Source organism: Hirschia maritima DSM 19733, assembly GCF_000378345.1.
Lineage (GTDB): Bacteria > Pseudomonadota > Alphaproteobacteria > Caulobacterales > Hyphomonadaceae > Hirschia > Hirschia maritima.
Genome location: NZ_KB899550.1, coordinates 44010 through 69962, shown reverse-complemented (window position 1 = coordinate 69962; position 25953 = coordinate 44010). Strand labels below are relative to the sequence as shown.

Genomic DNA, 25953 nt, shown 5'->3' with positions numbered 1-25953 from the left:
CACAATTGCTCCGGCTTGTAATGTTTGCATGTTAGATTTTAGTAGTTTGATCGCTGTTTTCGTAGTGTCTCGGACTTCACACTCTTTATAGCTAATAGCATTATAAAACAGGCGAATAAGAGAGAGTGTAGCGAAGACTTTTCGTTAATTTGGACCTAATCTTTCAATATTGTTGATAAACAAAAAAGACGGTTGATCTATACAATCAACCGCCTCTTCTTTGCTTTAAGGTTCAACTAGAAAGTTTAGAACTTTTTAGTTACGCGAACGAACCCAGTTCTACCGCGAAGATCATATCCAGCTGATAGAGGAACAGTTCCTCGACGGCTGGTGAAGCTTGCGTTCGAAATGCTTGGTGGGTCTTCATCAAATGCATTCTGAATACCAGCAGTTACACTGATGTCATCTGATGTCCACTGTACTGAGAAGTCATGGTATAAAACTGCATCAGTCTTGAATACGTAAAATGCATCAGCTCCAAAATATGTCGCGTTCGCATCTTCAAATTCAGTGTTATCACCCATTCCGATGTAATCCATAAACCATGAGAATTTAAAGTCACCATGATCTAGAGATACACGTGAATTACCAACCCATTTAGGCTCACCAATAGTACCGTTAAAGTCATCGGTTTCAAAACCGCTTTCCTCTGTTGTACTAAAGAGGTTTCTAACGTCAGAGAACGTACGAGTAGCTTGCGCTTCAATTTCAAGAGTACCGAAATTGAACTCTTTCTCATAACGAGCCGTGATGTCTATACCTTCAGTTTCTTGACTATTTACATTGATGTAGAAATCACGAACTTGGGTAATAGAAAGCGGAGAAGTAGCATCCGTAGCTGAATTCCGATCGAATAGATCACAGAATGAATTCGGGAAGTTATCAGCAACATAACATGCACCCAATATAGTGCTGCTTCCTAGCTGAGCAATTTGGTTATCAACTTCAATGCTGAAGTAATCAATCGCCAAAGATAGGTTTGTAAAGCTCGGTGTGAAAATCACTCCAAAAGTTTTAGCTTCAGAAGTTTCCGGTGTGAGAAGCCCTCCACCTCCACCTGAAACGATAGTCGCTGATGCACCTACAGGTGAGTAGTCTTCAGGAATACCTTCAGCGGCACAGTTTGTACGCAAGTTAGTATTAGTTGAATCACCCCAATCAACACAAGGGTCAATAGCAAACTGACTTAGGAAACTCGTTGTCGCACCTTGATAAGTCTCAAATAGTCCTGGTGCACGGAAAGATGTTCCTTGAGTACCACGAACACGGAATGAAGGAGTTACCTGCCAATTAACCTGGGCTTTCCACACATCACCTGTACCATATGTTGAGTAGTTGAAGCCGCGACCAGAAAGGTTCACAGTCAACTCTTCAGCAAAAGGTTGGCCTTTGAAGATAGGAATATCAATTTCACCAAAGTATTCGAAGACATCTTCTTCACCTTTGGTTGGAAGAGCTGTTGAAGTACCCCAGAGAAGTGCGTTTTGAGAATTCTCACTAGGCTCGTCATCAATCTCATATTTACGACCTTCGATCCCTGCCCCCATGAGAACTTCACCTGCAGGAAGCGAGAATACAGGACCATTCACAATAAAGCGCGCGATCTGTTGTTCGTAAATTGTGTTTCCTGTTTCAAATGACTGAACAATATCATACCAAGATGTGTCTGTTCCATCTAACCATGAAGGATCAAAGGGGTTAAATGCCGGTGGTGTACCAGTTTCAAATACATCCCCAGACGCAGACTTTAATATTTCATTTCCGGTGTAATCACCATCAGATTTCGAGTAAGAAAAGTCTGCTGACCAGACCCAATCTTTAAGATATTCTGCACCTGTAGCGCTAAATCCACCTTCAAATGTTGACGCAAATGATGTGTATTCTAACTCAATTTTGTCGTTTGATGGGAAAGCGGTAATTGGAAGCGCAAGCCCTGAGGGAATAATGTTGTCAGCGTAAGGCTCATCATACGGATAAAAACCAAATCCAGCATCACCACCAATGTAAGGGAAGAATTGGCGCCATTGCTCACCAGTAGTTTCACGTTTTGTGTAAAGAGCTTCACCTTTCCAGTTCAATCCACCCAAGATATCGAAACTGAAATCTGATGTTGCGAACAGGCTTAACAATTCTTGTTTATTGATTGCATCAGAAGAGTTTACACGCTCGTCGTATAAATCGTCGTCGTAATATGCAACAGCACCTTCACCATCATCATAACGGCCATTCGTACGCAAAGCATAACCGTCAAGAATGCCATCAGAAGATCCATCTGCTGTTGGTACCCACCGTTGACCAAAGTTGAAAGCATTCAAAATTGTGTTTGCATAAATGTTACTACAGCCTGCATTTGCTGTACCAGCATTTATTGATCTGTCTTCGCGGTCTATTCTGTTGCCACCCGGTGCATCAAAGACGTAATCATCATCACACTTTAAGAAGTCTCGGTCACCAATTGATAGGTCTTCGCGTGAAGTATACTGACCAGTAAACGTGAAGTTACCGGTGTCAAAATTCAGACCAAATCCACCATCAATCTGTAGAGATTCACCACCACCTTCGAAAGGAGCATTTGCTTGCACAGTTAGCTCAGGTTTATCGATTGAAGTACGCGTAATGACGTTTACAACACCACCAACAGCATCTGAACCATAGATAGTTGAAGCACCATCTTTCAAGATTTCAAAACGTGTTACAGCGGCATTAGGGATTACGTTAAGGTCGAATGCCCCAACAGCACCCCTCGTACCTGATGGTCCAGGGCGACGACCGTTTAGTAGAACTAGTGTACGTTGATCACCTAATCCTCGAAGAGAAATAGTATTTACACCAAGACCACCATCAACAACAAAACCACCAAACTGGTTGTTCAATTGAACAGAACCTGCAGCAATAGATGATCCCTGTAGGATATCTGCTGCGGTTACAAGCCCCTCAAGAGTAGCTGTATCTGCTGTAAGAACTTGCATAGGAGATGCTGAAGAGAAATCATCACGTCTCAACAAAGAACCAGTTACAACAATTTTCTCTAGTGTTTTTTCTTCTTCTGCAGCGGCAGGTGCCTCTGGGGCTGGAACCGTTTCAGCTTCTTGCGCCAAGGCCGGAGCTGTTAACAAAGCACATGCAGCCGCCCCCGTAAGTAAATTCGTGAACATCTTATTTTTATTACTAGCCATACAAAGTACCCCTGTTAAATTCTCTTGAGTTTAAAAGGAAAACTATCGAGATCTACTGTGCGCTGATCTTCCGGTAATTTACCAATTGTCTAGAAACATGGATCCAGTCACAAAAATGTTACAAGAGGTAAATTAGAAAAAAATGCCTGAAACAACGATTTTGCTAAATTTTTGTTCTCACTGTGTCAAAAAAGAGACCATATCCCCTTAGGGAAGGTAACGGACAGCAAGGATATGGCTCACAATTCAACTATATGACACAGATGTCCTCAAAAAACAGAATTATGTAAAACTTTACAGCTTATGCCTTGTGCATTTCAAATTTGGGGATAGCATTTTACCAAATTCGAGTTTCCATTCATAAATCGGTAAGAATCTTCCCGATTGGAAAAGTTTGCCGGAGATCTATAAAAATGATAAAAATCAAATCGTTAGCTACGGTTTTAGGGGTTGGGCTTTGTACCGCAAGTGCAGCTCACGCGCAAATTCCGATTGAACATATAGCAAAAAATCCTGCTTTTTATTCTATGAGTCTTTCAGAAGACGGTACTTATATTTCTGGCTTGGTTACCCTGGAAGGCGAGAAAGATATGTCTCTCGCGGTCTGGGATGCAGAAAATCTTTCTAAACCTCCAGTTGTCACCCCAGCCAATGATAGAATGAAATTCATTGGGACGAATGCCTTAAAAGCAGACAAAGTATTTGTAATTGGGCAGCAAACTTGGACAGGGAATGCCGGCAGTTATGAATGCTTGGAAGGCATGACAGGTGCTGGTTCGGTAAAGACCTTTCTAATAAAGGCATACCTCACTGACACTAAAGCTAAAAAGTTTGAAGAACCATTTACGAAACGTTCTAACATACGTGATGACGCTCTTGAAAAATGCTTTGAGCTCAGTGGAGAAGCAGGCATTGCTCAAAATCTGCCATTTAGTGAGACTGATGTCATAATTCGGCGTACGGACACTGCAAAACTCGTGAATGAATTTTACCGTGTAAATCTAGAAAATGACACGGAGAAACTTATTTATAGAGAGACTGAATCTACCACTGTAGCCTACATGAACCCCCGCGACGGTGAGATTCTGGCAAAAACGCAATCGGAAAAAAAATCAGGTAATGATTACGATTTTCAGATTCTGATCAAACAAAAAAACGGTGAATTTGAACTTCAAGAACCTTTGACCGTTACAGCCGTTAAACGCCAAACCATGTCAATCGCGGGCCGCGATGAAAAATCGGGGCATTACTATGTTGTTACAGATAAATTTTCTGACAAAGCAGCTCTATATTTCTACGATGCTGAGAAAGAAAAATTTTCAGATGAGCCTTTATTTGCTCATCCAGAATTTAACGTGACCGGAGTTTGGTTGGATGACAGGCCAGATACTTTCAACAACTTAATCGGTGTGACTTATGCCGCATCACAAGGCAAGTCATACATCATAGACCCCGAGTGGAAAGCAATCTTAGATGCTTTGAGCTCGGCAAATCCAGGAATGGATATTGATGTACAGGATTATACAAAAGATCTATCTAAAATACTCTATACCGTATCCAGTTCAACGACGCCTCCTTCTTACTTTATTCTAAAAGATAAAAAAGTGATGCTCCCTATTGGAAAAGAGCGCCCTTGGTTTGACTCTTCTCAATTAAAAGAAACTGAACTTATCTATTACACTGCTCGCGATGGTCTAAAAATTCCCGGATTTTTGACACTTCCTAAAGATTGGAAAAAAGAAGACGGTCCTTTACCAACAGTCGTCCTGCCACACGGTGGACCTTGGGCCCGAGATAGTGATGCTTGGGATATGTCTGGTTGGCCACAATTTTTGGCTTCTAGAGGGTATGCTGTTTTGCAACCTCAATATCGCGGTAGTCAGGGCTGGGGTTATGAGCTTTGGACAGCTGGGGATGCTGAATGGGGACAAGCGATGCAAGACGACAAAGATGATGGCGCTGCTTGGTTGGTGTCAGAAGGAATTGCCGCCCCTGAAAGAATTGCTATTTTTGGATATTCATATGGTGGGTTTGCCGCGATGGCAGCTACAGTACGTGAGAATGGACCATTTAAGTGTGCAATCGCGGGAGCTGGAGTATCCAATTTGACACGCATTGGAAACAACTGGAGCGACAATCGCATTCAGCGTGCTTATCAAGGGAGAACTGTGAAAGGTATGGATCCCCTGAAAAACACAGATAAAGCAAACATTCCAATATTGATCTATCATGGTGATAGAGATGTGCGCGTGCCATTGCATCACGCCACTAGTTTTCACAATAAAATCAAAGATAAAGTCAACTCAAAGCTAGTTGTTATTGACGATATGAAACACTCAATGCTTTGGGAACCAGAACATCACCGAATTTCTTTGTCGGCTATTGAAGAATTTCTGCGTGATGACTGCCAACTTTAGTTTTCACACATAAATACAGTGAACTAACCTAAATTAAAGAGAGCAAACGGCGTCTAAAAACTCGTTTGCTCTCCTCGTATGTTAGTAGACCAAACTAACTTAGAATAAGAAAACCTGCAGGCTTTGCTTTTCAGAAAATTGCTTTAATCCATTTCGAGCATATATTATTTGGAGGCCACCGTGGATAAATTTCGCGCAATGCAAACTTTTATTGCAGTAGCTGAGAGCGGAAATTTTGCCGAAGCCGCGCGTAATCTCAATATAAGCGCCCCTTCTGTAACTCGATTGGTAAACGAATTAGAAGCAGAACTCGGCGTTTTACTTCTCAACAGAACAACTCGCCATGTTGTTCTTACAGACATCGGAAAAAACTATCTAAGAGATATCCAAGATTTACTGTCAGACATGCAATATGCTGAAGAAAGCGCTAGAGGGGCAAACGAAACGCCAACAGGTAGTCTGCGCGTCACATCATCCAATATGTTTGGCCAGATATATATTGCACCTATAATCACCGAGTACCTCAACACTCATAACAAAATGTCGATCGAAGCTGTATTTCTTGATCGAGTTGTAAATATGATTGATGAGGGAATTGATGTTGCTGTCAGAATTGGCGAATTAAACGATTCATCTCTAATGGCAACGCGTGTAGGATCTGTTCAAGTCCAGATTTGCGGCAGCCCTTCTTATATAAAAGAACATTCCATCCCTCAAACGCCGAGTGATTTAACGTCACATCAAACGATCGGCTTGAAACTAGGTTCAATTCAGGATCAATGGAAATTTGCAGACAATGCAACGATAAAACTAAACCATCGCCTATCTTTTAATTCTATCCCAGCTGCAATCCAAGCTGCACAGTCTGGATGGGGTTTAGTTAGAGTATTATCTTATCAAATCGGTCCTCAGCTAAAAGAAGGCAGTCTCCAAACTGTGTTGCAGGATTTCGCGCAACCACCCATACCCATTCATGTTGTCCATGGGCATGGCCGCCAAGCCTCTGCAAAGATCCGAACATTTGTTGACGCAGCAGCCAAAACTCTCCGGGCTAATCCCTTTCTGAATTGAGACTGTTCCAGATTATGGAAGGCACACTTTCATAAAAGCACGGTTCTGTTTTCAGTGCATCATCAGCATATTCCTTTCATCAAGAACGACGCGCTCCCCCAGCGTATTTGAAAGGAAAATGCAATGTCCAGAATCCCTACTCCCCCTACAATTGCCGACACGCCAGCTGCATCTCAAGACATCTTAAATGCAGTCAATGCACAATTAGGCACGGTTCCAAATTTGTTTCGAATTACAGCGACTAGCCCAGCTGCTTTGGAAGGCTATGTTGGACTCAATACTGCCCTGTCTAAAGGTAACCTTAACCCCGCGACTCGCGAACGCATTGCCCTTGCAATAGCTCAGATCAATGGATGTGATTACTGTCTCGCAGCACACACTTACTTGGGAACGAATGTTGCGAAACTTACGAGTGCTGAGATTGAAGCAAACCGTAGAGGTACTTCAACCGACGTCAAAGCGAATGCAGCCGTCCGCTTTGCAGTTGAGTTGGCAAAAGAGCGCGGCCATGTGTCGGAACTTGCTGTTAAAAACGTCAAAGATGCGGGTTTTACTGATGGTGAAATCGTCGAGATAATTGCGCATGTCGCTCTCAACACTCTAACCAATTACGTCAATTCCGCACTGGATACTGAAGTCGACTTTCCTGCGGTTTCAGCACTTGCAGAGTAAGCGCCCATTAGGCGGTTCTTTTTGAAACATTGCCCCCAATAGATTATTAGGAGAGGAAGATGCGCCCACCACTTCCCCCATTCACGCGCGAAACAGCAGCTGAAAAAGTGCGACTAGCAGAAGACGGATGGAATGGCAGAAATGCCGAAAAAGTATCACTCGCTTACACGCAAGACAGCAAGTGGCGAAACAGAAATCAATTCGTGCAAGGTCGTGATGAAATCGTTCAGTTTCTAACGACAAAATGGAATACTGAGCTCGAATACAGGTTGATCAAAGAGCTTTTCGCATTTGATGAAAACCGCATCAGCGTTCGATATGCCTACGAATATAAAAACCAACAAGGACAATGGTATCGCGCTTATGGCAATGAAAACTGGGTATTTGATGAAAACGGACTGATGCAGGAACGTCATGCCAGCATTAATGACCTAGAAATTTCAGAAGACGATCGTCTCTATCATTGGCCCCTAGGCCGTAGACCAGATGAACACAAATCGCTCAGCGAACTTGGCCTTTAATACACCCTCTTTCCTGAAATCCCCAACCATACAAGGTATACCCATGAACACGAAATTTCCGACCAACGCAACGCCTATCAAGCTTTATCGCAATGTGAAATCTGGCCATTGTCATCGCGTAGAACTTCTTATGTCATTTCTTGGTCTTCCATACGAAGCGATAGAAGTAGACATGGCGAATGGCGCTCACAAAAAACCCGAATTCGTTGCAAACAGCCCTTTTGGCCAAGTCCCTGTAATTGATGACAATGGTACAAAACTGGCGGACAGCAACGCCATTCTTACCTATCTTATCCATGCTTATAGTGATGAACATCAATGGTTGCCAAACGATCCTGTCAAGGCCGCCAAAGTTCAACAATGGCTATCTGTTTCAGCAGGTCAAATCGCATCCGGCCCTGCAGCCGCGCGTCTTGTACCCGTATTTGGCGCACAGCTCGACTGGGATAAGGCAAAAGCCATAGCAAACGATCTGTTTAAGGTCATGGACGCACACCTTTCTAACAGTGACTATCTTATTGGTGATGACATAACTATCGCAGATGTTTCAGCTTATAGTTACGTCGCGCATGCACCTGAAGGCGGCGTGTCTCTTACTCCCTATCCAGCAATTCAAAATTGGCTCGAACGCATTGAGGCACGTCAGGGGTTTGTTGCAATGCCTGAATCTGCAATCCCAGCATAAAGCAGTAAATCAAGTCACCAACATCTAACATTTAGACGGAACACATTATGACTGATAAAATTGAAACTAAGCGTTCTGTGTTACATGAAGGCGAAAAAGCTCTTCATGATCATTTGGGTATTACCCAGCAAATGGAAGATGTTGGTGGCCGCATGATACGCTCTTTCATGCCGGACCAACACAGAGATTTTTTCCAAAATCTACCATTCATAGTCGCTGGGTCAGTCGATAATCAGGGAGATGCTTGGGCAACCCTGCTTACCGGAAGACCCGGATTTATGAATTCGCCTAATAACCAGCAATTGGACATCACCGCCAATCTAGCTAAATCCGATCCCGCCATAACCGGCTTACAAAATGGCGATGCTGTTGGTTTGTTAGGTATTGAACTGCACACGCGGCGTCGCAACCGCATGAATGGAATAATAGGGCAAGCTTCTAAAAATAAGCTAAGCGTGCATGTGGGGCATTCCTTTGGTAATTGTCCTCAATACATACAGTTGCGCGATTACAATTTTGTCAGCGATCCCGAAATATACACAACCCGTACTGTCAAAGCTTATGATGCAATCACACCTGAAATTCGGAAATTGATCACCAGTGCTGACACTTTTTTTGTTGCGTCATATGTAGATTTAGAAAATGAGCGTCAGGTCGATGTATCTCATCGCGGTGGCAAACCGGGTTTTGTGCATATCGACGAGACAGGCAAATTCACCATCCCCGATTTTGCAGGTAACTTGATTTTCAATACGTTAGGGAATTTTCTAAAAAATCCCAAAGCAGGATTGATCTTTCCTGACTTTGAAACTGGTGATGTATTGCAAATGACAGGCGATACTGAGGTCATTCTCGATGCACCTGAAATCGATGCCTATGAAGGCGCTGAGCGTCTATGGACTTTTATGCCTCGAAAAATCATTCTTCGGAAAAATGCACTACCTCTGCGTTGGGATTTCAAGACATACTCGCCAAACTCACTTATGGCCGGCTCATGGGATGAAGCTCACCAGAGACTTGATGCACAGCGGAAATCTTTGGAATGGCGCGATTTTCAAATCACGAAAATTGTGAATGAAAGCTCAGTCATCAAATCATTTTGGCTAGAACCAATTGATGGAAATGGCATCGTTCGCCACAAGGCCGGCCAACATCTTCCCATTCAAATAAACCTACCCGGTAAAGTGCAGCCAGAGTTACGAACATACACGCTCTCAACTGCACCTTCGGATTCCACTTATAGAATTAGCGTCAAACGTGATGGCATAGTTTCACAGTATCTACATGATTCATTACAAACTGGAGACGTCATCAAAGCGAGAGCACCGCAAGGTGGTTTCGTAATTGATGCTAAAGAGAAGCGCCCTGTTGTCATGCTAGCGGCTGGAGTGGGTATAACGCCTTTCATCTCCATGTTGCGTCATTTAACTTATGAAGGAAAACGCACACGCGGGCACAGACCAGCCTGGCTGTTCCAAGCTGCCAGAAAATTTGAAGAGCGCGCCTTTGACAATGAAATTGAAGATATGCTCGCAGCCGCTGAAGGGCAATTCCGCCTCGTCAGAACACTGAGCGAAACTGATGATCCACAAAATGGAAAAAAAGGCATTGAGGCTAGGCTCTCAACAGATCTCCTAAAAGCCGTTCTACCGTTTGATGACTATGATTTTTATCTATGTGGACCAACTTCTTTTATGACTTCATTATATGAAGAACTTCGCGACATGAATATTTCCGACAATAGAATTTTCTTCGAAGCATTTGGCCCATCATCCATCACACGTCGGCCCGACAATCCAAAAGAGACGCCCCCAAAATCCTCCACAACATCGGTGGGCGTGACTTTTTCAAAGTCAAAAAAATCTGCAGTGTGGAAGCCAGAATCTGGAACTTTACTGGAACTCGCCGAAGAAAATGGCCTCTCCCCTAATCACAGTTGTCGAATGGGTAGCTGCGGCGCATGTAAAGTCAAATTGTTAGACGGCCGCGTCGTATACAATTCACCACCAACTCATCCGGTCGGGGAAGACGAAGTCCTAATTTGTTGCGCCGAACCAGCAGAAGATAAGCGACAAACACCCCTGTCATTAGAACTATAAAACACGAGCCCCATCAGGGCTCGTGCAGTACCTGTAAGATCATTTAGCGTAGCTTAAAACGTCTTTGCGAGCGTAACTTTAGCATTTCGGCCAGGCTCAACATCATTCAAAATTAGAGCACCAAACAACGGGTGAAAAGTCGCCCCTGTCCGCGAAGCCTGAGACGTGTATGTTTCGTCAAACAGATTATCTATCCCTGCTGTCACGGATAATCCTGACACACCTATCGCATCATCCCAACGAGCCGAAATATTGTGGATTGAATATCCTTCTTTCATTTCGCCAGAGGCAGTATTGACATCGGCGATCACTTGGCCGTTCCAGTTAAGTGTTACATTGTGCTGTGGAATTTCATAACCAACTTCCAATCCGATGGTTTGGCCAACTTCACGAACACTTTCTGTACTCACACCAGTATCAAGGTTTTTGAAATCATAATCGGCTTCTGAAACAGTGGCCAAAAGGTTGAGGTTTTCGATACCAAATCCCGCACTAACCTCGTAACCGTCAATCCCAACATCACCTATGTTGGCATCAATTGTTCCCTGATCGGCAATGAAATCTTCCAAAGTGGTTGTGAAGACATTCATCCCAAAAGTTAAATCTGCGCCAGCAAGGTCTCCGGCATATCTAACACCAAACTCAACATTATCACCTGTTTGAGGCTTAAGATCTGGATTGACCACCTTTGCTTCACCACTCCCCCCAAACGCTTCTGGAAGTTCCGGCCCTTTAAACAACTCGGTGTAACTAGCAACTACGCTTAGACCGTCGACAATGACCGCCTCACCCGCGAGACCAAATGTGACATCATCAAAGGAAGATGTCTCACCCTGATCTAAGTATGACACTTCATAATCTGTGAAACGTACGCCCGGGCGCAAGAAGAATTTATCAGAAAACCCAATTTCATCCTCAACGAAAAATGCGAACGTAGTCGCCTCATTTTCTGTTTCAAATGCTGCATCAGCTACTTCTAAATCGCCATCATAAAATAGCTTCTGTTCAAAATACTCCACACCATATGTGAATTGATTGGAGACAGTTCCAAAATCAAAACCAGAACGAGCCAATAGGTTTAGACCCTGATTATCTGAATTGGCTTCCTTCAAAGCAGGTGGGGTACGAGAACGAATATTCGGATTGGTTTCATCTCTCCAGAAAGAAAGATCATTCATATAGTAAGTCGCATCGAGCTGAAGAGCATCACCAAGGTCTAGTCCATATGACAAATTCAAGGTTTCGCGCGTATATTCTGTTGGAAGCAAAATGTCGCCCGTAATCGCTTCATTTGTGAGTACACCCATATCCGGACGCTGGGTATAATCGCCTTTATCTTCTAGGCGATCATAACTTAGCTCAACACGTTGGTTTGATGTAATATCAAAGCCTATTTTTCCAAGGTAGTTATTGGTTGTTCCATCGGAACCAATAGTGGCACGGCCATCACCATCTTCGAAATTATCACGATCTACATGGTTAAAGTAGATCATAGCATCTACTTTATCTCCCAACTGACCATACCCTACTCCAGAGAAAGAGTGTTGAGCATTGCTGTTATAGCCCGCCATCAACCTTGCCCCAAAATTTCGAACTGATGCTTCTAGAAGCTCCGAGGCATCCTTTGTTTCAAAGCGCGTGGCACCACCTATGCCACCATGCGTAACTGTATTTGCACCCAATTGAACATCAGCTGATTTCAGAATATCTGGGTTAATGAGCAAATTTCCAACATGGTGATATAGATAATTCGTCTGAAGTGCGCCATCGATATACACACTCAAGTTTCTATCATCGAGACCGCGAATATTGATACGAGAATTAAGTGAATGCGTGCCACCTATATCTATTCCGGGAAGAGTTCTAAGTAGGTCAGATAAGTGATCGGCCTGTTTCAGTTCTAATTCCTGTTCACCTAGGAATAAAGAGTTAGAAATAACCTCTGTTCCCCAGACTGTAATTGTATCTTGCACAGTCTCGTCATTCGTAACGTCAGCATTTTGAGCAAACGCCTGCCCAGTGAGTATGACACAAAGCCCCAAAAAACTCATGGATCTCATTGAAACATTCTTTTTCATCACAAACCCCTTAATAAGAATAATTCTCACTTTCAATAAGGAGCGAGGAAGCACTGTTGCGAATGAATGTCAATTGCATATGTTAAATAAAATGGTGCTCAATGTGATTTTGTGAGCACTAATAAAAGACTTATAATACAATTATTTATAAGTTATTAGAATAGAAGTTAGAGCATGAGTGGAGCCATGTTAAAACTCCACTCAAACCAATTTTTTCGATAAATCCGCAATGCTGAACTTCAATCAATTATGGAGTTAATACTTCAAACGTTGCAGAATATGTGCTCATGAGCATCATTTTACGACCTTGTGCTTCACCGGGTTTCTGTGCACGCGTTTGCAACCAATAGCGCCCAGGCTCTTCAGGTGTAAAACTCACAATGCCTTCTGCATCAGTTTTTACTTTAAATTCACCAACAATATCTCGATATCGGTCATTACCCTTCACAATCGTGATTGCTTGATCAATTACTGGAGCACCATCGATTAGGAATTTAAAAGAGGCTTCTTCACCTTGATACAAATCATTGGGGTGAGTTACCGGCACCATCTCAACCCCTTCGCCAGTGGGCTTAAATACATGCTGCGTGGGAGCACCGAGGGTCACAAAGGTTTCAGCGCGACGCCCTGCATACATGAGTTTAACATCAGGTTTTTCTAGCAGTCCTAGTTTTTCCAAGCGTTCCCAATTCCCTCGAGTACGCTTTTCTTCACCTTCTTCTTCCCAACGCGCAAAATAGAAGCCACCCTCTTCTGCAATCTTATATGTTCCCTGCTCATCCAGCTTCAGGTCAAATGTCGACCTAATCTCACCTTCCCAACCATTTTGAGGTTTTGATGTCGTACCGTCTGGTGCACTAATAGTGATATTCTCTAAATTCATGGCAACATGATTTGGAAAAAACAAATCATTTGAAATTGCACCATCTACTGTGATGGTTTGCTCATCACCCGACAAAGTGAAAGTTGAAGGCAAAATCCACATGCGGTGAGCTTGAGCAGAGGGAACCGCAACGGCACCCAATACAGCAGCCAACAATAATGGTCTTAATCCGAACTTCATGATTCAAGATCCTTTTATGATTCAATTTTGAGAGTAATTTCGCCTAATTCGGTTTCTCCGGTTACTGACGTAGTTTGCGCCTGTCCGGACTTCCATTTAAAAGGCAGCCTAAGAATTTCACGGCCACCAACTTCCCGGGCAGCCTCTACACACAAAACATACTCACCAGCTACTAGGCTGGAGAGTTGATCAGAGGTTTCTGAAAAAACTAAAGTGTGCGTGCCCGGAACTTTTGTTGCCCCTGATACACCATCAATAGGCAATTCTAAGCTCCGCCCAGAACGCCGCCACCATTGACGCATATCTTTAAGCCATGTTTCGCCCTCACCTTCCGGGCCATCTTCCTGCTGATACCAAACATTTAAATTCGCCGCGACCGTCCGATCTTGATTTGCAATCCAAATCGCCACGTAAGGTCGGTGATATTCAGCGACATCTATCCGTGGAAGCTCAATATCTACACTCAAGGTCTCGGCTTGAGCTGCAAAACAACACATGGCTAACATCATGGTGGGAATTACTGTCTTTAACTTCATAGAACTACCCATGTACAAAAAAGAAAAGAAGAAGAACTGGCAGCGCCAGTCCACCTATTGTTAGTGGCCACGTAATGGCGCGTTTAGCGGAGTGAATTTGCAACAGCCACAATCCGGTGAGGCAAAAGAAAATTGTTGCGACAGAAAAAACATCCAGAAAAATGGCCCATGCCAATCCCGTGTCTCGCCCTTTATGCAAATCATTAAGGTACGAAATAGTCCCACGAGATGTTGTTTCGTATTCAACTAAACCTGTCTCGCGATCGATAGCCAACCACGCATCTCCGCCAGGCCGTCGAAGCCCAACGTAAACATCGATATCCGTTAATTCGGCCTCGCGGCCAGCAGTGTTTATACCTAGCTCTCGCCGCAACAAATGAACAATTTCGCGAGGGAGAGCATCTATTTCCCCCTCCAATGGTAGAGTAGTTAGGTGTCGCAAAGCGTCTCGTGAAAGAGTAATTTCTGCGGAGTTTATCTGAGGTTTAGTTTTGATATCTGCTGCATGATTCAAGGTTATGCCTGTCACAGCAAATAATAGCATTCCGATTAAACACACAGCTCCTGAAATCCAATGCCAGATACGCGCTTGTTTCTTCCAGAAATTCGCGACCTTCTTCGAGGAGGTTGTCTTTTTTGAAGGTATCGAAATATTCAAGGCTTCGTTCTGACTTAGCTTTTTTACAATTCTGAGATAATTTCCAGCCTGATTAACATACACAGAAATATTTGCAACCAATTCTCAATTGCAATTACATATTGCTAACTATTGTGAAAAACATGCGGGAAAATTTGAGAGTAAAGGATTCGACCGGAGATGGTATTAAGCTTTCCAACAAGAGAGAGATCAAACCGTTGAATTATCATCCATGGCGCTTCTTAAATGGGCCGTTAGGTGATCAATCAGCGTTCTAACTTTCGAGGACAAATGACGTGTGTGTTGATAAACTGCATAGACATTGAATTGGTCTTCTTCAAAATCCTCCAATGCAGTTTCCAACTTCCCAGCTTTCAACGATTCTCCCATGATAAATGTTGGAAGAAAGGTAACACCGCATCCAGCCACTGCAGCTTCATGGAGAAGATCGCCATTGTCTGAAGCAAAACTACCTGAAACAGTCTGCCATTTTTTTCGTCCACCCTCCCAGAATGGCCATGCTTTTCCTTCTGCGAGGTTCAAATAACTCATACAATTGTGGCTTTTCAGATCATTTGGGTTTTCTGGTTTACCAAATTCATTGAAGTATCGAGGGCTCGCACAAACAACGCGCCGACAACTCACCATCTTTTTGGCTATCAAACTTGAATCGGTAAGTTGCCCTGTTCGGATTGCCAAATCATACCCTTCATCAACTAGATTAACTTGCCTATCTGACAAATATGTTTTGATTTTCACCTCGGGATATTGCGCTAGATAAGACGATATTGCCGGCCCTAGAAATTGCATTCCAAAACTCAATGGGGCTGCCAGTCTGATAGTTCCAATCGGCGTCTCAGTATTATCTCTGATACGCGTTTCTACCTCTTCAAGTTCATCCAAAAATTTTCTTACATATTCAAGATAACTATATCCGGTGTCCGTCAAAGTCACTTTACGGGTCGTACGAATGAACAATTGAGCATTCAAAAATTCCTCGAGATCTTTGATCCGCTTAGACACGACAGAGTTTGTAATATTCAACCTTCGAGCAGCTTCAGCGAAGCTGCCAGTTTGTCCAACGGCTTCAAAAGCCTGCATGTTTGCCAATCTATCCATTATTCCAAATTTTCGAACAGTATAATTCCCAAAACCATTATTATCATATGTTTTGAAATTATGTAGATGTTTTTTCAGGACATTTATTTCAATTAGAAAGGTCTAAAAATGCAGGTTAAAAGATATAGAGATGATAGAGGCCCTACCGACGCTGGATGGCTAAAAAGCATGCACACTTTTTCTTTTGGTGCTTACCAAGATCCAGATCACATGGGATTTGGTCCTTTGCGCGTGATCAATGAAGACCGAGTTATACCAGGCGCAGGCTTTGGCACGCACCCACACAGCAATATGGAGATTATTTCCTACGTGCTCAAAGGTGAGCTTGCTCACAAAGATAGTATGGGAAATGGTTCTACAATTAAACCAGGTGACATCCAGTTGATGAGCGCTGGAACAGGCGTGGCTCATAGTGAGTTTAACGGCCTAAAAGACCAAGAAGTTCACTTTTTACAAATCTGGATAATGCCAGATACAAATAACACCGAGCCAAGCTATCAGCAAAAATCATTCGATTGCTTGGACATCAAAAACCAATTTCACAATGTAATTTCTCCAAATGGTCAGAATGGCAGTTTAGAAATTAAACAAGATGCCCGCATGTTTGTAGGTAAGTTCAGTGAAGATGGTGCAACTGAGTTTGAGGCAGATTCCTCCAGAAAATACTGGGTTCAAATTGCTCAGGGCATCGTCAATGTAAACAATGAAGAAGGCCGCGCAGGAGATGGGTTCGCTATTTCTGAAGAAACAAAGATAAAAATAGAATCCCAAACTGAATCTGAAATCATACTTTTTGATCTACCACTTTAAGAAGGATCGAATGTTCAATTCTCAAACCAAGGAAATTGGAATATTTACAGGATTGAACATGATCCTATCAGATCTCTGTTTGACGGAAGAACGCCTTTCAACTGATTTACTTTAGAGAGGACAGCCGCATGAGTATTTTGGGAAACAACACAACTACTTTCCGTTATTGGATTGAGATTTTTCATTCCGTACAAAATGTATTGATAGCTCGCTGTTGGAAACATTTCTTGTGCGTATGTAAAGTCATCTCGCCATGGTGTATGAAATTTCCATAGCTCTAACTTTTCCGCGAGACTATCTGGAATTGAAGAAGAGGAAGTATTGTCCATCCAGAAGTCAGTTTGACGCTTACTGAGACAATAGTGAAGCTTTAAAAAATCAACGATTCTCAGCCACCGACTGCTAAAGATATCATTGAATTGCTTGGACAATATGGGAATTATAGAATCTGAAACTGGCCATCTATCAGCTAAGAAATTTGAAGCTAACTCCGTCATCATTATAGAAGAAGCTTCCAATGGTTCAACAAATCCCGCGGACAAACCTATTGCGATACAATTATTTATCCACGGAGTTGGTCTATAGCCGGATTCAAACTTAAGAGAACGAACCGTACCCTCATCAAAATCACCTTCACTGGCACAAAGGTGAGAAACAAATTCATTTAAAGCGACTTCTTCACTAATATGAGAACTTGAATAAACATACCCAAGACCTCTCCTATCTTTCAAACCAATGTCCCAAACCCAACCTGCAGATAGTGCAACGGAATTTGTCTGTGAAGCGACTGGGCTATCTGGACGTTCGTATTCTTTTGACACCACCAAAGCGCGATCCGCAAAAAGGGTCCTACCAGTTGAATTAAACTCAGCTCCCATTGTTTGACTAATCAATTTGGCATGAAATCCGGTGCAATCCACAAAAAAATCACCTGTGATATCGGCCGCAGAATCCGTTGTAAGAGCAAAGATATTCCCGCTCTCATTTCTATGAACTTGCTCCACATTCGCTTGAATGTGTTGCACGTTTAATTTTTGAACACTGTGTCGGCGAAGAAGGTCGGCAAATTTTCCGGCATCAAGATGATATCCATAATTCTGCATGCCGTTATATTCAGGTGTTTTGAAATGCTTTGGCGCCAAATTCAATTCGCACAAATGAGGTTGAACACTAAAAACTTTTGCAAAGTCAGTTCCCATTGAATTCTCAAGCCAAGCTGTCCCTGGATTAATTTTGGGAAAACCTACGGGAAGTGAAAAAGGATGAAAAAAATCATCTCCTTGACTGCCATCTCTCCACCCTAAAAAGCGTGTGCCCTGTTTAAAGCTCGCATTACATTTGGAGAGAAATTCTTGTTCTGAAATTCCTATTTGATTGAGAGTACGTCGCATAGTAGGCCACGTCCCCTCCCCAACTCCTACCGATTGGATATCTGGAGATTCTACCAACACTATTTTTTTATTGCTTCCAGGATCGAGCAAATGTTTTGAGGCGAGTATCGCAGCGCACAACCAACCAGCTGTACCACCACCAACAATCACAATCTTTTCAATTGGCTTTTCCATGCCTCAATTTTACTTTCGAAAAAAAGGGGCAAAGCAATATTCCAGCCTTGCCCCAGTATTTCAGTTAAACAACATTCTGGGAGAAATTAGGGATCAAAATGTTGCTCGCACACCGAAATTATAGCGTGGACCAGATCTTTCAGCTTTTAAGAATTGATTCTCAAAACGCCCGTGCTGGAATATGTTTTCATCCGTTAGGTTTAGCCCTTCAAGGAAAACCGAGAAGTTTTCATTGATGTCGTAACTCGCGCTGACATCAACTTGCCCATACGCCTTCACAAAAACAGGTTCTGCAGCGCTGTGAAATTGGTTTTGTTGGAGAAGGAATTCGTCTCTCCAATTGTATGCCACTCTCGCTTGGAAACCGTATTTGTCATAGAAGGCAACCAAATTTGCTGAATCACTAAGCCCTTCAAGAGCAACGGACTGATTAAACGAGAAAATATCATATTTTGCGTCACTATCCACAAATGTAGCATTCGCAATGAACCCAAAACCAGACTCACCGATAATGTGCTGAAGTGCGATTTCAAAACCATTGATCTCTGCAGATTCAAGATTTTGGGGCGTTAGCACGTCAAAAATGATTTGCGGGTCAGTTGGTTGAGACAGACAAGCATCATTTTGACCTGTGCTATCCGGACATCCTGGCCGCCCACCGTCTACTGATGGGTCTGTAAACGGTTGACCGCCAGCGCCAAGCACAGGTCTTTCAACAGCTGTCACGCCTATAAAGTTATCCACGTATTTTTTGAAGAAACCGGTTGAGAAATAACTTCCTTCTCCTGCCCCAAGCAATCCGCGGTCGCCATAATACCATTCAACAGACAAGTCGACATTATTGGACGAGAATGGAAGCAGCCCTGGGTCACCCGTTTCAGCAGTGAATGGTCCTCCTGGACGTGCATCCACTAGACGAACACCGGCTGCCAATAGCCCCAAATCACTTCTAGAAATTGTCCTGCTATATGATGCACGCAGAATGAGATCATCCATCAAATCGACTTTAACATCTAGGTTTGGCAAAAACTCGGTATACTCACCGGTCAAATTACTGCTTGACGCCGATGCTGCCGCAACTGGTTCAAGAGCTTCATTGCTCAAGAATGCAAAGCGATCAAACGGTAGCGAGGACCCACCTGTGACCTCAGTTTTTTCAAAACGCACACCCGCATTAATATCAACTGGAAACCCATTGAACTCTTCTTCAATATCAACTGAAACATAACCTGACAGAGTCTTTTCAGTTACCCCGCTCACTGTAGGCTGTAATGTCCCCTCCACATCGAAAAGTAATCCAGCATCATCTACTAATTGGTTCAGTTGTGCTGGGTCGTAAATTGCACGGAACGGAAAGAGAGTTTCTGTACCTGAAAAGTCAGACGCAATGCTTCCTCTCGGCACAAAATCCACGGGCAAACTGGAAATATCGACAGAATCTACAACCGCAAAGAAAAAGCGATCAATTTGGTCAAAACCAAACTCAGTATAGGCCAGACCAGTCTTTACAGAACGGATTGCACTATCTGATGAGTTTTTCCATTCAGCATCAAATTGAAATTGTTCAACTTCGTTTTTAATCTGACGGCCACGCCCAACGGACACATCAGCCTGGATAGATTCCTTAGAATAAGCATTTCCATTTGGAACATCACTGTCATCAGCAATCGTTGTGGGTACTTCAGCACCTGTAAGATCTATACCAATGTCAACGTCAAATGTGTTTCCGCTCAACACAGTCAAGACTTCACCGATCGTACCATCTGGTTGAGATTCAGACGTTGAGTTGTGATAATCAAAAGCCAAAGACAAATTGTCCGTTGGCTCCCATTCAAAATTCACTCCGTAAGAGTCATTTTGAACTTCAGTAACCTTGTTAATTCCCGCAAAATTCAAGCGGTGATCATTGTGTTGAGGGCTAGTCACTGTTCCATTCACATCAGCAACGCCAGTCGTGCCCGCGTCAGAGTCAAACCAGAAACTTGCTTCCAATTCATCGTAGGAATCTTCAAACCGTGTTCCAGCATAATCCACAGTTGCACGAAAATTATCTACCGGTTCAAATTGAACAACTGCTTGATAATTTTGACGCTCGCGTTTGTGATCCCCAACATTCAGCACCCAATTTCTAGGAACAAAGAATATCCCATCTGGATTGCGCGTACGATCTATATTAGATGCATCTATCCCAGTATACGCCGTGCCATTATCGGTAACCCAGCCATCAGTTTTTACAATTTCAACACGGCTATTTCGTTCCGCGTGAGATGCAGATAACAAAACGCCAAGTTTGCCGTTTAAAAAGACATCATTATACAGCCCAAACAATTCAGGCGTTACATCGTCACCCACTTCATTCGTTGTATCCATGACGCCTTTCGCACTAAGTGAAATTTTACGCTCACCAAGCTCAAGCGGTTTGGCCGTAACAACATCAACGGTCGCACCCATTCCACCAGAAACAATGTCAGCGCGCCCTGTTTTCATCACATGAACACCGGACACCATCTCTGATGAAACATCTCGAAAATTGAAACCTCGGTTAATGTTCACATCAGCTTGTGTCGATGCTTTAGGCATTTGGCGCCCATTTAGCGTCACTAAATTGAAACTCGGCCCTAGACCGCGAACAGTGATCTGATTTCCTTCTCCGTTTGAACGATCTATAGACACACCTGTGATACGCTGGAGTGATTCAGCCAGATTAGTATCTGGAAATTTACCGATATCTTCAGCAGAAATGGCATCTACAACACCATCTGAATTGCGTTTAATAGCTGCAGCATCTGTCAATGATTTGCGGATACCCGTCACCACGATGGTGTCCATTGTCCGGCTTTCATCCTGCTGAACGACCTCAGCCTCATCTTGTGCTAAAGCCTGTTGGTTACCCAAAACCAAAGCAGCCGCTGCTGCTCCAGCATACAACGCGTTGCGCTTGCTTTTTTCCCCGATTGGCATATTCGCCTCCTCTTCCTGCGGTTGTCCGCTACTATTGAGAGCGATCACGATCACTCCCCTCGTTGTCAGACCGCCGGAAAAGTTGGTTCCGCCTAGAAGAACCTCCAAAGCTTCTTCAATTGTGTACTGCCCAATGACAGGGTTAAACCCTTCAGCATTTGACAAATCATGAGGGTAAAGCAATTGGACGTTTGTCGTATCGACAATTTCCTCTAACGCTGAGCCGAGCGTCCCCGTTTCGATATGAAATTCATATCGATCATCTAAGACTTGAGCTTCAGTGATAGACAAGCAACTCATCGTTACAGCTGCGAAGCAACTACACGATAAACCACGCAATAACCTTACTGTTTCCTCACCTGTTATCTTTTTGGTCAGCACGCGGATGTGATTTTCACACCGGTCTTACAATTGAAGACTTCCCAACTTTCAAAAGACATAAAAATTCCTCCCTTTTTTATTCAATCAGCTATTTTTGCTGAATTTTTATATTGAATCCCCCCCTAATTAACGTGGTTCCTTTGCTTTCAATACAATGTGTTTTGAGTGGATATACTGAACATCAATATCCGCCATCAATGTTAGAGCCTCTAACATCGACTCGACCTCACCAGCCTCAAAATAACCGGCTACTGGGAAAGACTGGAGTTCATCTCCTTCGATATCTATCTGTATAGCGGGAAACTTCATCCACCATTTCTTTCAAAGGGTCGCCTGAAAAAGCTAGAACACCTTCCCTCCAAGACAATTTGCGCTTTAGCACGGCAGGCTGAATATGTTCTAGTTTTTCTATGTTCTTCCTAAAAACAACCTGTTGGCCAGCCGTAACTTGAAGAATGGAATTTTCATCCATTTTTGGTTTGTAAGAATTTGGATGAATACCTGATAAATTATCTTCCGCACCAAATAGGGCCACCCGCCCTTCAGTGACTGTGACGTTTATTTTTTCTTCCTTCAATCTCACGGTAAAAGCTGTTCCCACAGCCTTTACTGCTCCACCATTGGCCAAAACGGTGAAAGGCTTTTCAGGATTAGATTCAACCTCAAAGAAGGCCTCACCTTTGACAAGATGTACCAATCTATCTTGTTTGGTGAATTCAACATCAACTTTGGTATCTGTGTTCAGTTCAATATTCGAACCATCTGGGAGTTCAATTGTTTGCCTCTCTCCAATTTGCGTTGCATAAGAGACGTAGTAATTTGGGTCGGTCTGCTCTTTAGAAAACCAGTATGTTCCCGCCACAACGGCAAATGCGACCGAAGCAGCCATTCCCAACACTCCCGCCCGTCGAGACATCAAAAATGGACTATTTGATCCTGTGTTTTTCGAGGTTCGTTCAGCGGAGTGAGATATATCTTCAAATTCTTCGAGTTGATCCAACGCTCCCCATAAAGCTGCAAGCCTCTGATAAGCTTCGCGGTAATGCTCTCCTTTGGCCAACCAAGCTTGAAATTCCACAATATCGGTAGCGGACTTCTCACCTTCTTCAAATTTCATAATCCATTCAGCCGCTTCTGCCTCAGCGTTTTGGATATCTGGAAAATCAATTACATTGCGCGGGTCAGTCATTGTCTTTGTCCCGTTTTTTTGAATGCAACATTAAATTAGAAATTTGGCCTGATTTCGGCTCAGTACTTTTTCCTCCGAACTCAATGGGGTCATAACCACGTGACCGAAAAAAAGCATTACAGTGCAAAAGAGCTGCGGCAACACGCTTTTGAACTGTACTCACAGATACATCCATTCTTACAGCTATCTGTTTGAATTTTAGGTTTTCCATTTTCTTCATTAAAAGCATTTGTTGATCGTCTTTGGGGAGACTTCCAATCGCCATAGCTAAAATCGCCAATTTCCGACGTCCATCATACCTTATTTCGGGAGATACCTCTCCTTCATCTATAAAGACGTCTTTGTCGGCAGAATCTTCAAAAAAATCAGTAATTGTATTTCGTTTTTTCTTTATTTCACTCAGAGCCGTATTTTTCGCGGCTCTTAAGAGAAAATGCTTTGGTTCTTTTATGTCGGATTTTAACTCCGCCACATAGCATTTCAAAAACGTCTCTTGTGCCAACTCATCTATGTCTTCTACACGAAAACAATACTTAGCAATAACACGTCGTATTGCTTTCTCGTTTTCTACGAATGCTTCAAATATTTTAGACATAGAAACACGTTTAAAATTGGAACAACCACTTAAACTGAACAGTAAATGTACTTTAATTACAAGTCATTGCAGGATTTTAGCAAAAATATTTTTATTATTCGATTTTCTTTTACGTCTTTTGCTAAGATGGAAGTCTATATATAAATGGACATTGTTATACAGCGTCATTTCATCACTCTCGAACCCTTCCTAACACTAGATTTAATTCTCAATAATCGAGTCTAAATTGCGGATGTAATCGACGAAACAAGCACTAATTTGAAATGACCATTTTCAAATTTCCAAATACGATCATGGTCATTTGACCCCATCTTGCGGTTTATAGCCCAAAACCTTTTTTGCATGCGCATTATCTCGGAACAGTTTTTTGTTATCAGAGGTTGCCCAAAATATATCGAATTTAATCTCTGACGGAGCATCTATACACAGTGTCGTCAATTGCTGCAGATCGCGATGGCTAGACCAGTTGGCCTGCCCTCGCCCCGCTCCAGCAACATCTTCTTTAAGACAATAACTGATCCGCAAATTTATCACTGACATATCAGTCGTCGCAGCGTAATATCGGCCAAGGTCTTCACCAAATAGCTTAGTTACACCATACAATGACACCGGCTTGGGTTCTGAAAACTCATTCACCATATCCCAAGAAGTCGGAAGCGGCACATCTTCAGTAGATACAAGACTTTTGTATGGTTCTTCGAGCTCATATCCATTGGCTACGGCGCCTGAACTTGCCAGGATAACACGTTTCACACCTGACTGTTTCGCAGCTTCCAGAACATTATATGCACCGACAATGTTATCCCGAAGCATAACATCCCAACCGGCATCCATTCCTTCAGCGCTACTTTGCCCGCCACCAGCAGCAAGGTTCAAAACAACATCGATGCCTTTCATCGCTGGATATAGTGTATCGATATCTCCTATATCAGCTTTAAATACACGCTCTGGAGGCACCCCATTTACACCACTGCGGGATAAAGCACTAATCTCATAACGATCCTTCAATGCTGGATATAGTGCTTGCCCCACAACACCGTTGAGGCCAGTGACAAGAACCTTTAGTTGTCGAGACATGATTTATTTTCGATTTTTTCCACTTTTCCAACAAGAAATAGGTATGAAAGAAAGCCCATAATTGCCACTGCACCAATGTATATAAACGCGGGCGCAAAGTTATCATCAGAGATCAACATTCCGATCAAAAGAGGTGTAACAATCGCGGAAGAACCTCCAAAGAAATTGAAGAAACCACCCACTAGCCCCACCTGATCGTCAGGCGCTATCAAAGATACAAACACCCAAGTGATCGAGGCCAAACCAACACCGAAGAATGACACGGTTAGGAAAGCAATTGCGATATTATTGTCGTTCGTATAATTGGCTCCCACAATCGCTGTAGAGAACAATAATCCAATCATCACAGGCGCTTTACGGGAAATCTCAGCAGAAATGCCTTTACGCGTCATCCAATCTGAAGAAAATCCAGCGAGAAGAACCCCGCAAAACGCGCCTAAATACGGTACGGCAGCCATAAACCCTGATTTAACAATTTCTATCCCCCTGTATTCGGTCAAATAAGTTGGGAACCATGTTAAGAAGAATATAAAGACTGACCCAATTGCAAACTGACCTATATACACACCCCATAATTTTGTGTGCCCAAGCGCCAAACCAAAATCTGGTTTGCTCTGAGTTTTGTCTGCTTCAGGAGAACCAACTGGATTCATGTCCCCATTTTCTGTTTTGTTCTTCTCGCTTCCCTCTCCTTTGGGATAAGAAAGATACCATATCGCAGCCCAAACAACCCCCAATACTCCTGTCGCAATCATGAAATTGCGCCAACCTATTTCGACCAACAAAATCGTCAAAATTGGAGCTAGGAAAGCCAAACCTACATATTGCCCAGAAACATAAACACTGATGGCAGATGCTCTCTGCTCTGGCGGAAACCATTCCGTCACTACTTTATTATTGATGGGATATGACGGCGCTTCAAAAGCCCCAACAAAAATTCGACACCCAATAAGCGCGCCCAAGGAGTTTATAAGTCCTTGAACGACCGTTGCGATGGACCAGCCGACTAAAATTATCGGATACAAAATCCGCGCATGAAAGCGATCTGCCACCAAACCACCTGGAATTTGGAAGGCCGTATATGTCCAAGCCCAAGCAGAAAATATGAGTCCCATTGCTTCTTTGGAAAGCCCTAAATCTCCACGTACAGCCGAAGCTGCAACAGAAATATTGATACGGTCCATATAATTAATAACGACCGTAAAAAATAGCAGCGCTAACAGCAAATAGCGCTCTTTGTTTGTCTTTAACACGTTGTAAGTTCCAACTTTTATAGACATATCCGAAACAAATATGTCCTT

The 25953-nt window shown here is 43.0% G+C and carries 20 protein-coding genes; 7 read left to right on the top strand and 13 right to left on the bottom strand.

The window, feature by feature from the left end; all coding sequences use genetic code 11:
* Nucleotides 1–245 precede the first annotated feature (245 nt).
* Nucleotides 246–3176 (bottom strand): TonB-dependent receptor plug domain-containing protein, encoded by a 2931-nt coding sequence (locus tag F551_RS0115645; protein ID WP_018998468.1) that lies wholly within the window; start codon nt 3174–3176, stop codon nt 246–248.
* 413 nt (nt 3177–3589) lie between these two features.
* Here F551_RS0115645 and F551_RS0115640 point away from each other — a divergent pair, with 413 nt between their 5' ends.
* From F551_RS0115640 to F551_RS0115615, 6 genes are all read left to right on the top strand, one after another.
* Nucleotides 3590–5593 carry an alpha/beta hydrolase family protein gene (locus tag F551_RS0115640; protein ID WP_018998467.1) on the top strand — a complete coding sequence of 668 codons (2004 nt, stop codon included), beginning with the start codon at nt 3590–3592 and terminating at the stop codon, nt 5591–5593.
* Nucleotides 5594–5773: 180 nt separating this feature from the next.
* The gene (locus F551_RS0115635) at nt 5774–6664 is read left to right on the top strand and encodes a LysR family transcriptional regulator (protein WP_018998466.1); all 891 of its coding nucleotides are present in this window, start codon (nt 5774–5776) and stop codon (nt 6662–6664) included.
* A gap of 123 nt (nt 6665–6787) precedes the next feature.
* Nucleotides 6788–7336 carry a carboxymuconolactone decarboxylase family protein gene (locus F551_RS0115630; RefSeq protein WP_018998465.1) on the top strand — a complete coding sequence of 183 codons (549 nt, stop codon included), beginning with the start codon at nt 6788–6790 and terminating at the stop codon, nt 7334–7336.
* A gap of 59 nt (nt 7337–7395) precedes the next feature.
* The gene (locus F551_RS0115625; RefSeq protein ID WP_018998464.1) at nt 7396–7857 is read left to right on the top strand and encodes a nuclear transport factor 2 family protein; all 462 of its coding nucleotides are present in this window, start codon (nt 7396–7398) and stop codon (nt 7855–7857) included.
* Nucleotides 7858–7900: 43 nt separating this feature from the next.
* Nucleotides 7901–8542, top strand: coding sequence for a glutathione S-transferase family protein (locus F551_RS0115620; protein ID WP_018998463.1), 642 nt, complete (start codon nt 7901–7903; stop codon nt 8540–8542).
* A gap of 47 nt (nt 8543–8589) precedes the next feature.
* The gene (locus F551_RS0115615; protein ID WP_018998462.1) at nt 8590–10641 is read left to right on the top strand and encodes a 2Fe-2S iron-sulfur cluster-binding protein; all 2052 of its coding nucleotides are present in this window, start codon (nt 8590–8592) and stop codon (nt 10639–10641) included.
* A gap of 53 nt (nt 10642–10694) precedes the next feature.
* On the opposite strand, the gene F551_RS0115610 is transcribed toward F551_RS0115615, so the two are convergent.
* The 5 genes from F551_RS0115610 to F551_RS0115590 form a co-directional block, all read right to left on the bottom strand.
* Entirely contained in the window at nt 10695–12719 is a 2025-nt protein-coding gene (locus F551_RS0115610) for a TonB-dependent receptor domain-containing protein (RefSeq protein WP_018998461.1), read from the bottom strand.
* Nucleotides 12720–12966: 247 nt separating this feature from the next.
* Nucleotides 12967–13782, bottom strand: coding sequence for a DUF4198 domain-containing protein (locus F551_RS0115605; RefSeq protein ID WP_018998460.1), 816 nt, complete (start codon nt 13780–13782; stop codon nt 12967–12969).
* A 14-nt stretch (nt 13783–13796) separates the two neighbouring features.
* Nucleotides 13797–14318: a DUF2271 domain-containing protein gene (locus F551_RS0115600; RefSeq protein WP_081621211.1), complete on the bottom strand. Its 522-nt coding sequence runs from the start codon at nt 14316–14318 to the stop codon at nt 13797–13799.
* A 4-nt stretch (nt 14319–14322) separates the two neighbouring features.
* Nucleotides 14323–14970, bottom strand: coding sequence for a PepSY-associated TM helix domain-containing protein (locus F551_RS0115595; protein WP_026296874.1), 648 nt, complete (start codon nt 14968–14970; stop codon nt 14323–14325).
* Between the two features lie 195 nt (nt 14971–15165).
* Nucleotides 15166–16074, bottom strand: a complete 909-nt coding sequence (locus F551_RS0115590) for a LysR family transcriptional regulator (protein WP_018998457.1) — start codon at nt 16072–16074, stop codon at nt 15166–15168.
* 108 nt (nt 16075–16182) lie between these two features.
* Here F551_RS0115590 and F551_RS0115585 point away from each other — a divergent pair, with 108 nt between their 5' ends.
* Nucleotides 16183–16884 (top strand): pirin family protein, encoded by a 702-nt coding sequence (locus F551_RS0115585; protein WP_018998456.1) that lies wholly within the window; start codon nt 16183–16185, stop codon nt 16882–16884.
* A 44-nt stretch (nt 16885–16928) separates the two neighbouring features.
* Here F551_RS0115585 and F551_RS0115580 read toward each other — a convergent pair whose 3' ends face one another.
* From F551_RS0115580 to F551_RS0115550, 7 genes are all read right to left on the bottom strand, one after another.
* Nucleotides 16929–18449 (bottom strand): tryptophan halogenase family protein, encoded by a 1521-nt coding sequence (locus F551_RS0115580; RefSeq protein ID WP_018998455.1) that lies wholly within the window; start codon nt 18447–18449, stop codon nt 16929–16931.
* A 93-nt stretch (nt 18450–18542) separates the two neighbouring features.
* A complete protein-coding gene (locus F551_RS0115575) occupies nt 18543–21701 on the bottom strand; it encodes a TonB-dependent receptor (protein ID WP_233355274.1) in 3159 nt (1052 codons plus the stop codon).
* 216 nt (nt 21702–21917) lie between these two features.
* The gene (locus F551_RS0115570; protein WP_018998453.1) at nt 21918–22100 is read right to left on the bottom strand and encodes a hypothetical protein; all 183 of its coding nucleotides are present in this window, start codon (nt 22098–22100) and stop codon (nt 21918–21920) included.
* Complete coding sequence (locus F551_RS0115565; RefSeq protein WP_018998452.1) at nt 22060–22980, bottom strand: FecR family protein; 921 nt, start codon at nt 22978–22980, stop codon at nt 22060–22062. Before F551_RS0115565 ends, F551_RS0115570 begins: the two co-directional genes overlap by 41 nt.
* Nucleotides 22973–23575, bottom strand: coding sequence for an RNA polymerase sigma factor (locus F551_RS0115560; protein WP_018998451.1), 603 nt, complete (start codon nt 23573–23575; stop codon nt 22973–22975). The genes F551_RS0115565 and F551_RS0115560 overlap by 8 nt, the downstream gene beginning before the upstream one ends.
* A gap of 297 nt (nt 23576–23872) precedes the next feature.
* Nucleotides 23873–24652, bottom strand: coding sequence for an NAD-dependent epimerase/dehydratase family protein (locus tag F551_RS0115555; RefSeq protein WP_018998450.1), 780 nt, complete (start codon nt 24650–24652; stop codon nt 23873–23875).
* The gene (locus F551_RS0115550; RefSeq protein WP_018998449.1) at nt 24637–25932 is read right to left on the bottom strand and encodes an MFS transporter; all 1296 of its coding nucleotides are present in this window, start codon (nt 25930–25932) and stop codon (nt 24637–24639) included. Before F551_RS0115550 ends, F551_RS0115555 begins: the two co-directional genes overlap by 16 nt.
* Between the last annotated feature and the right edge of the window lie 21 nt (nt 25933–25953).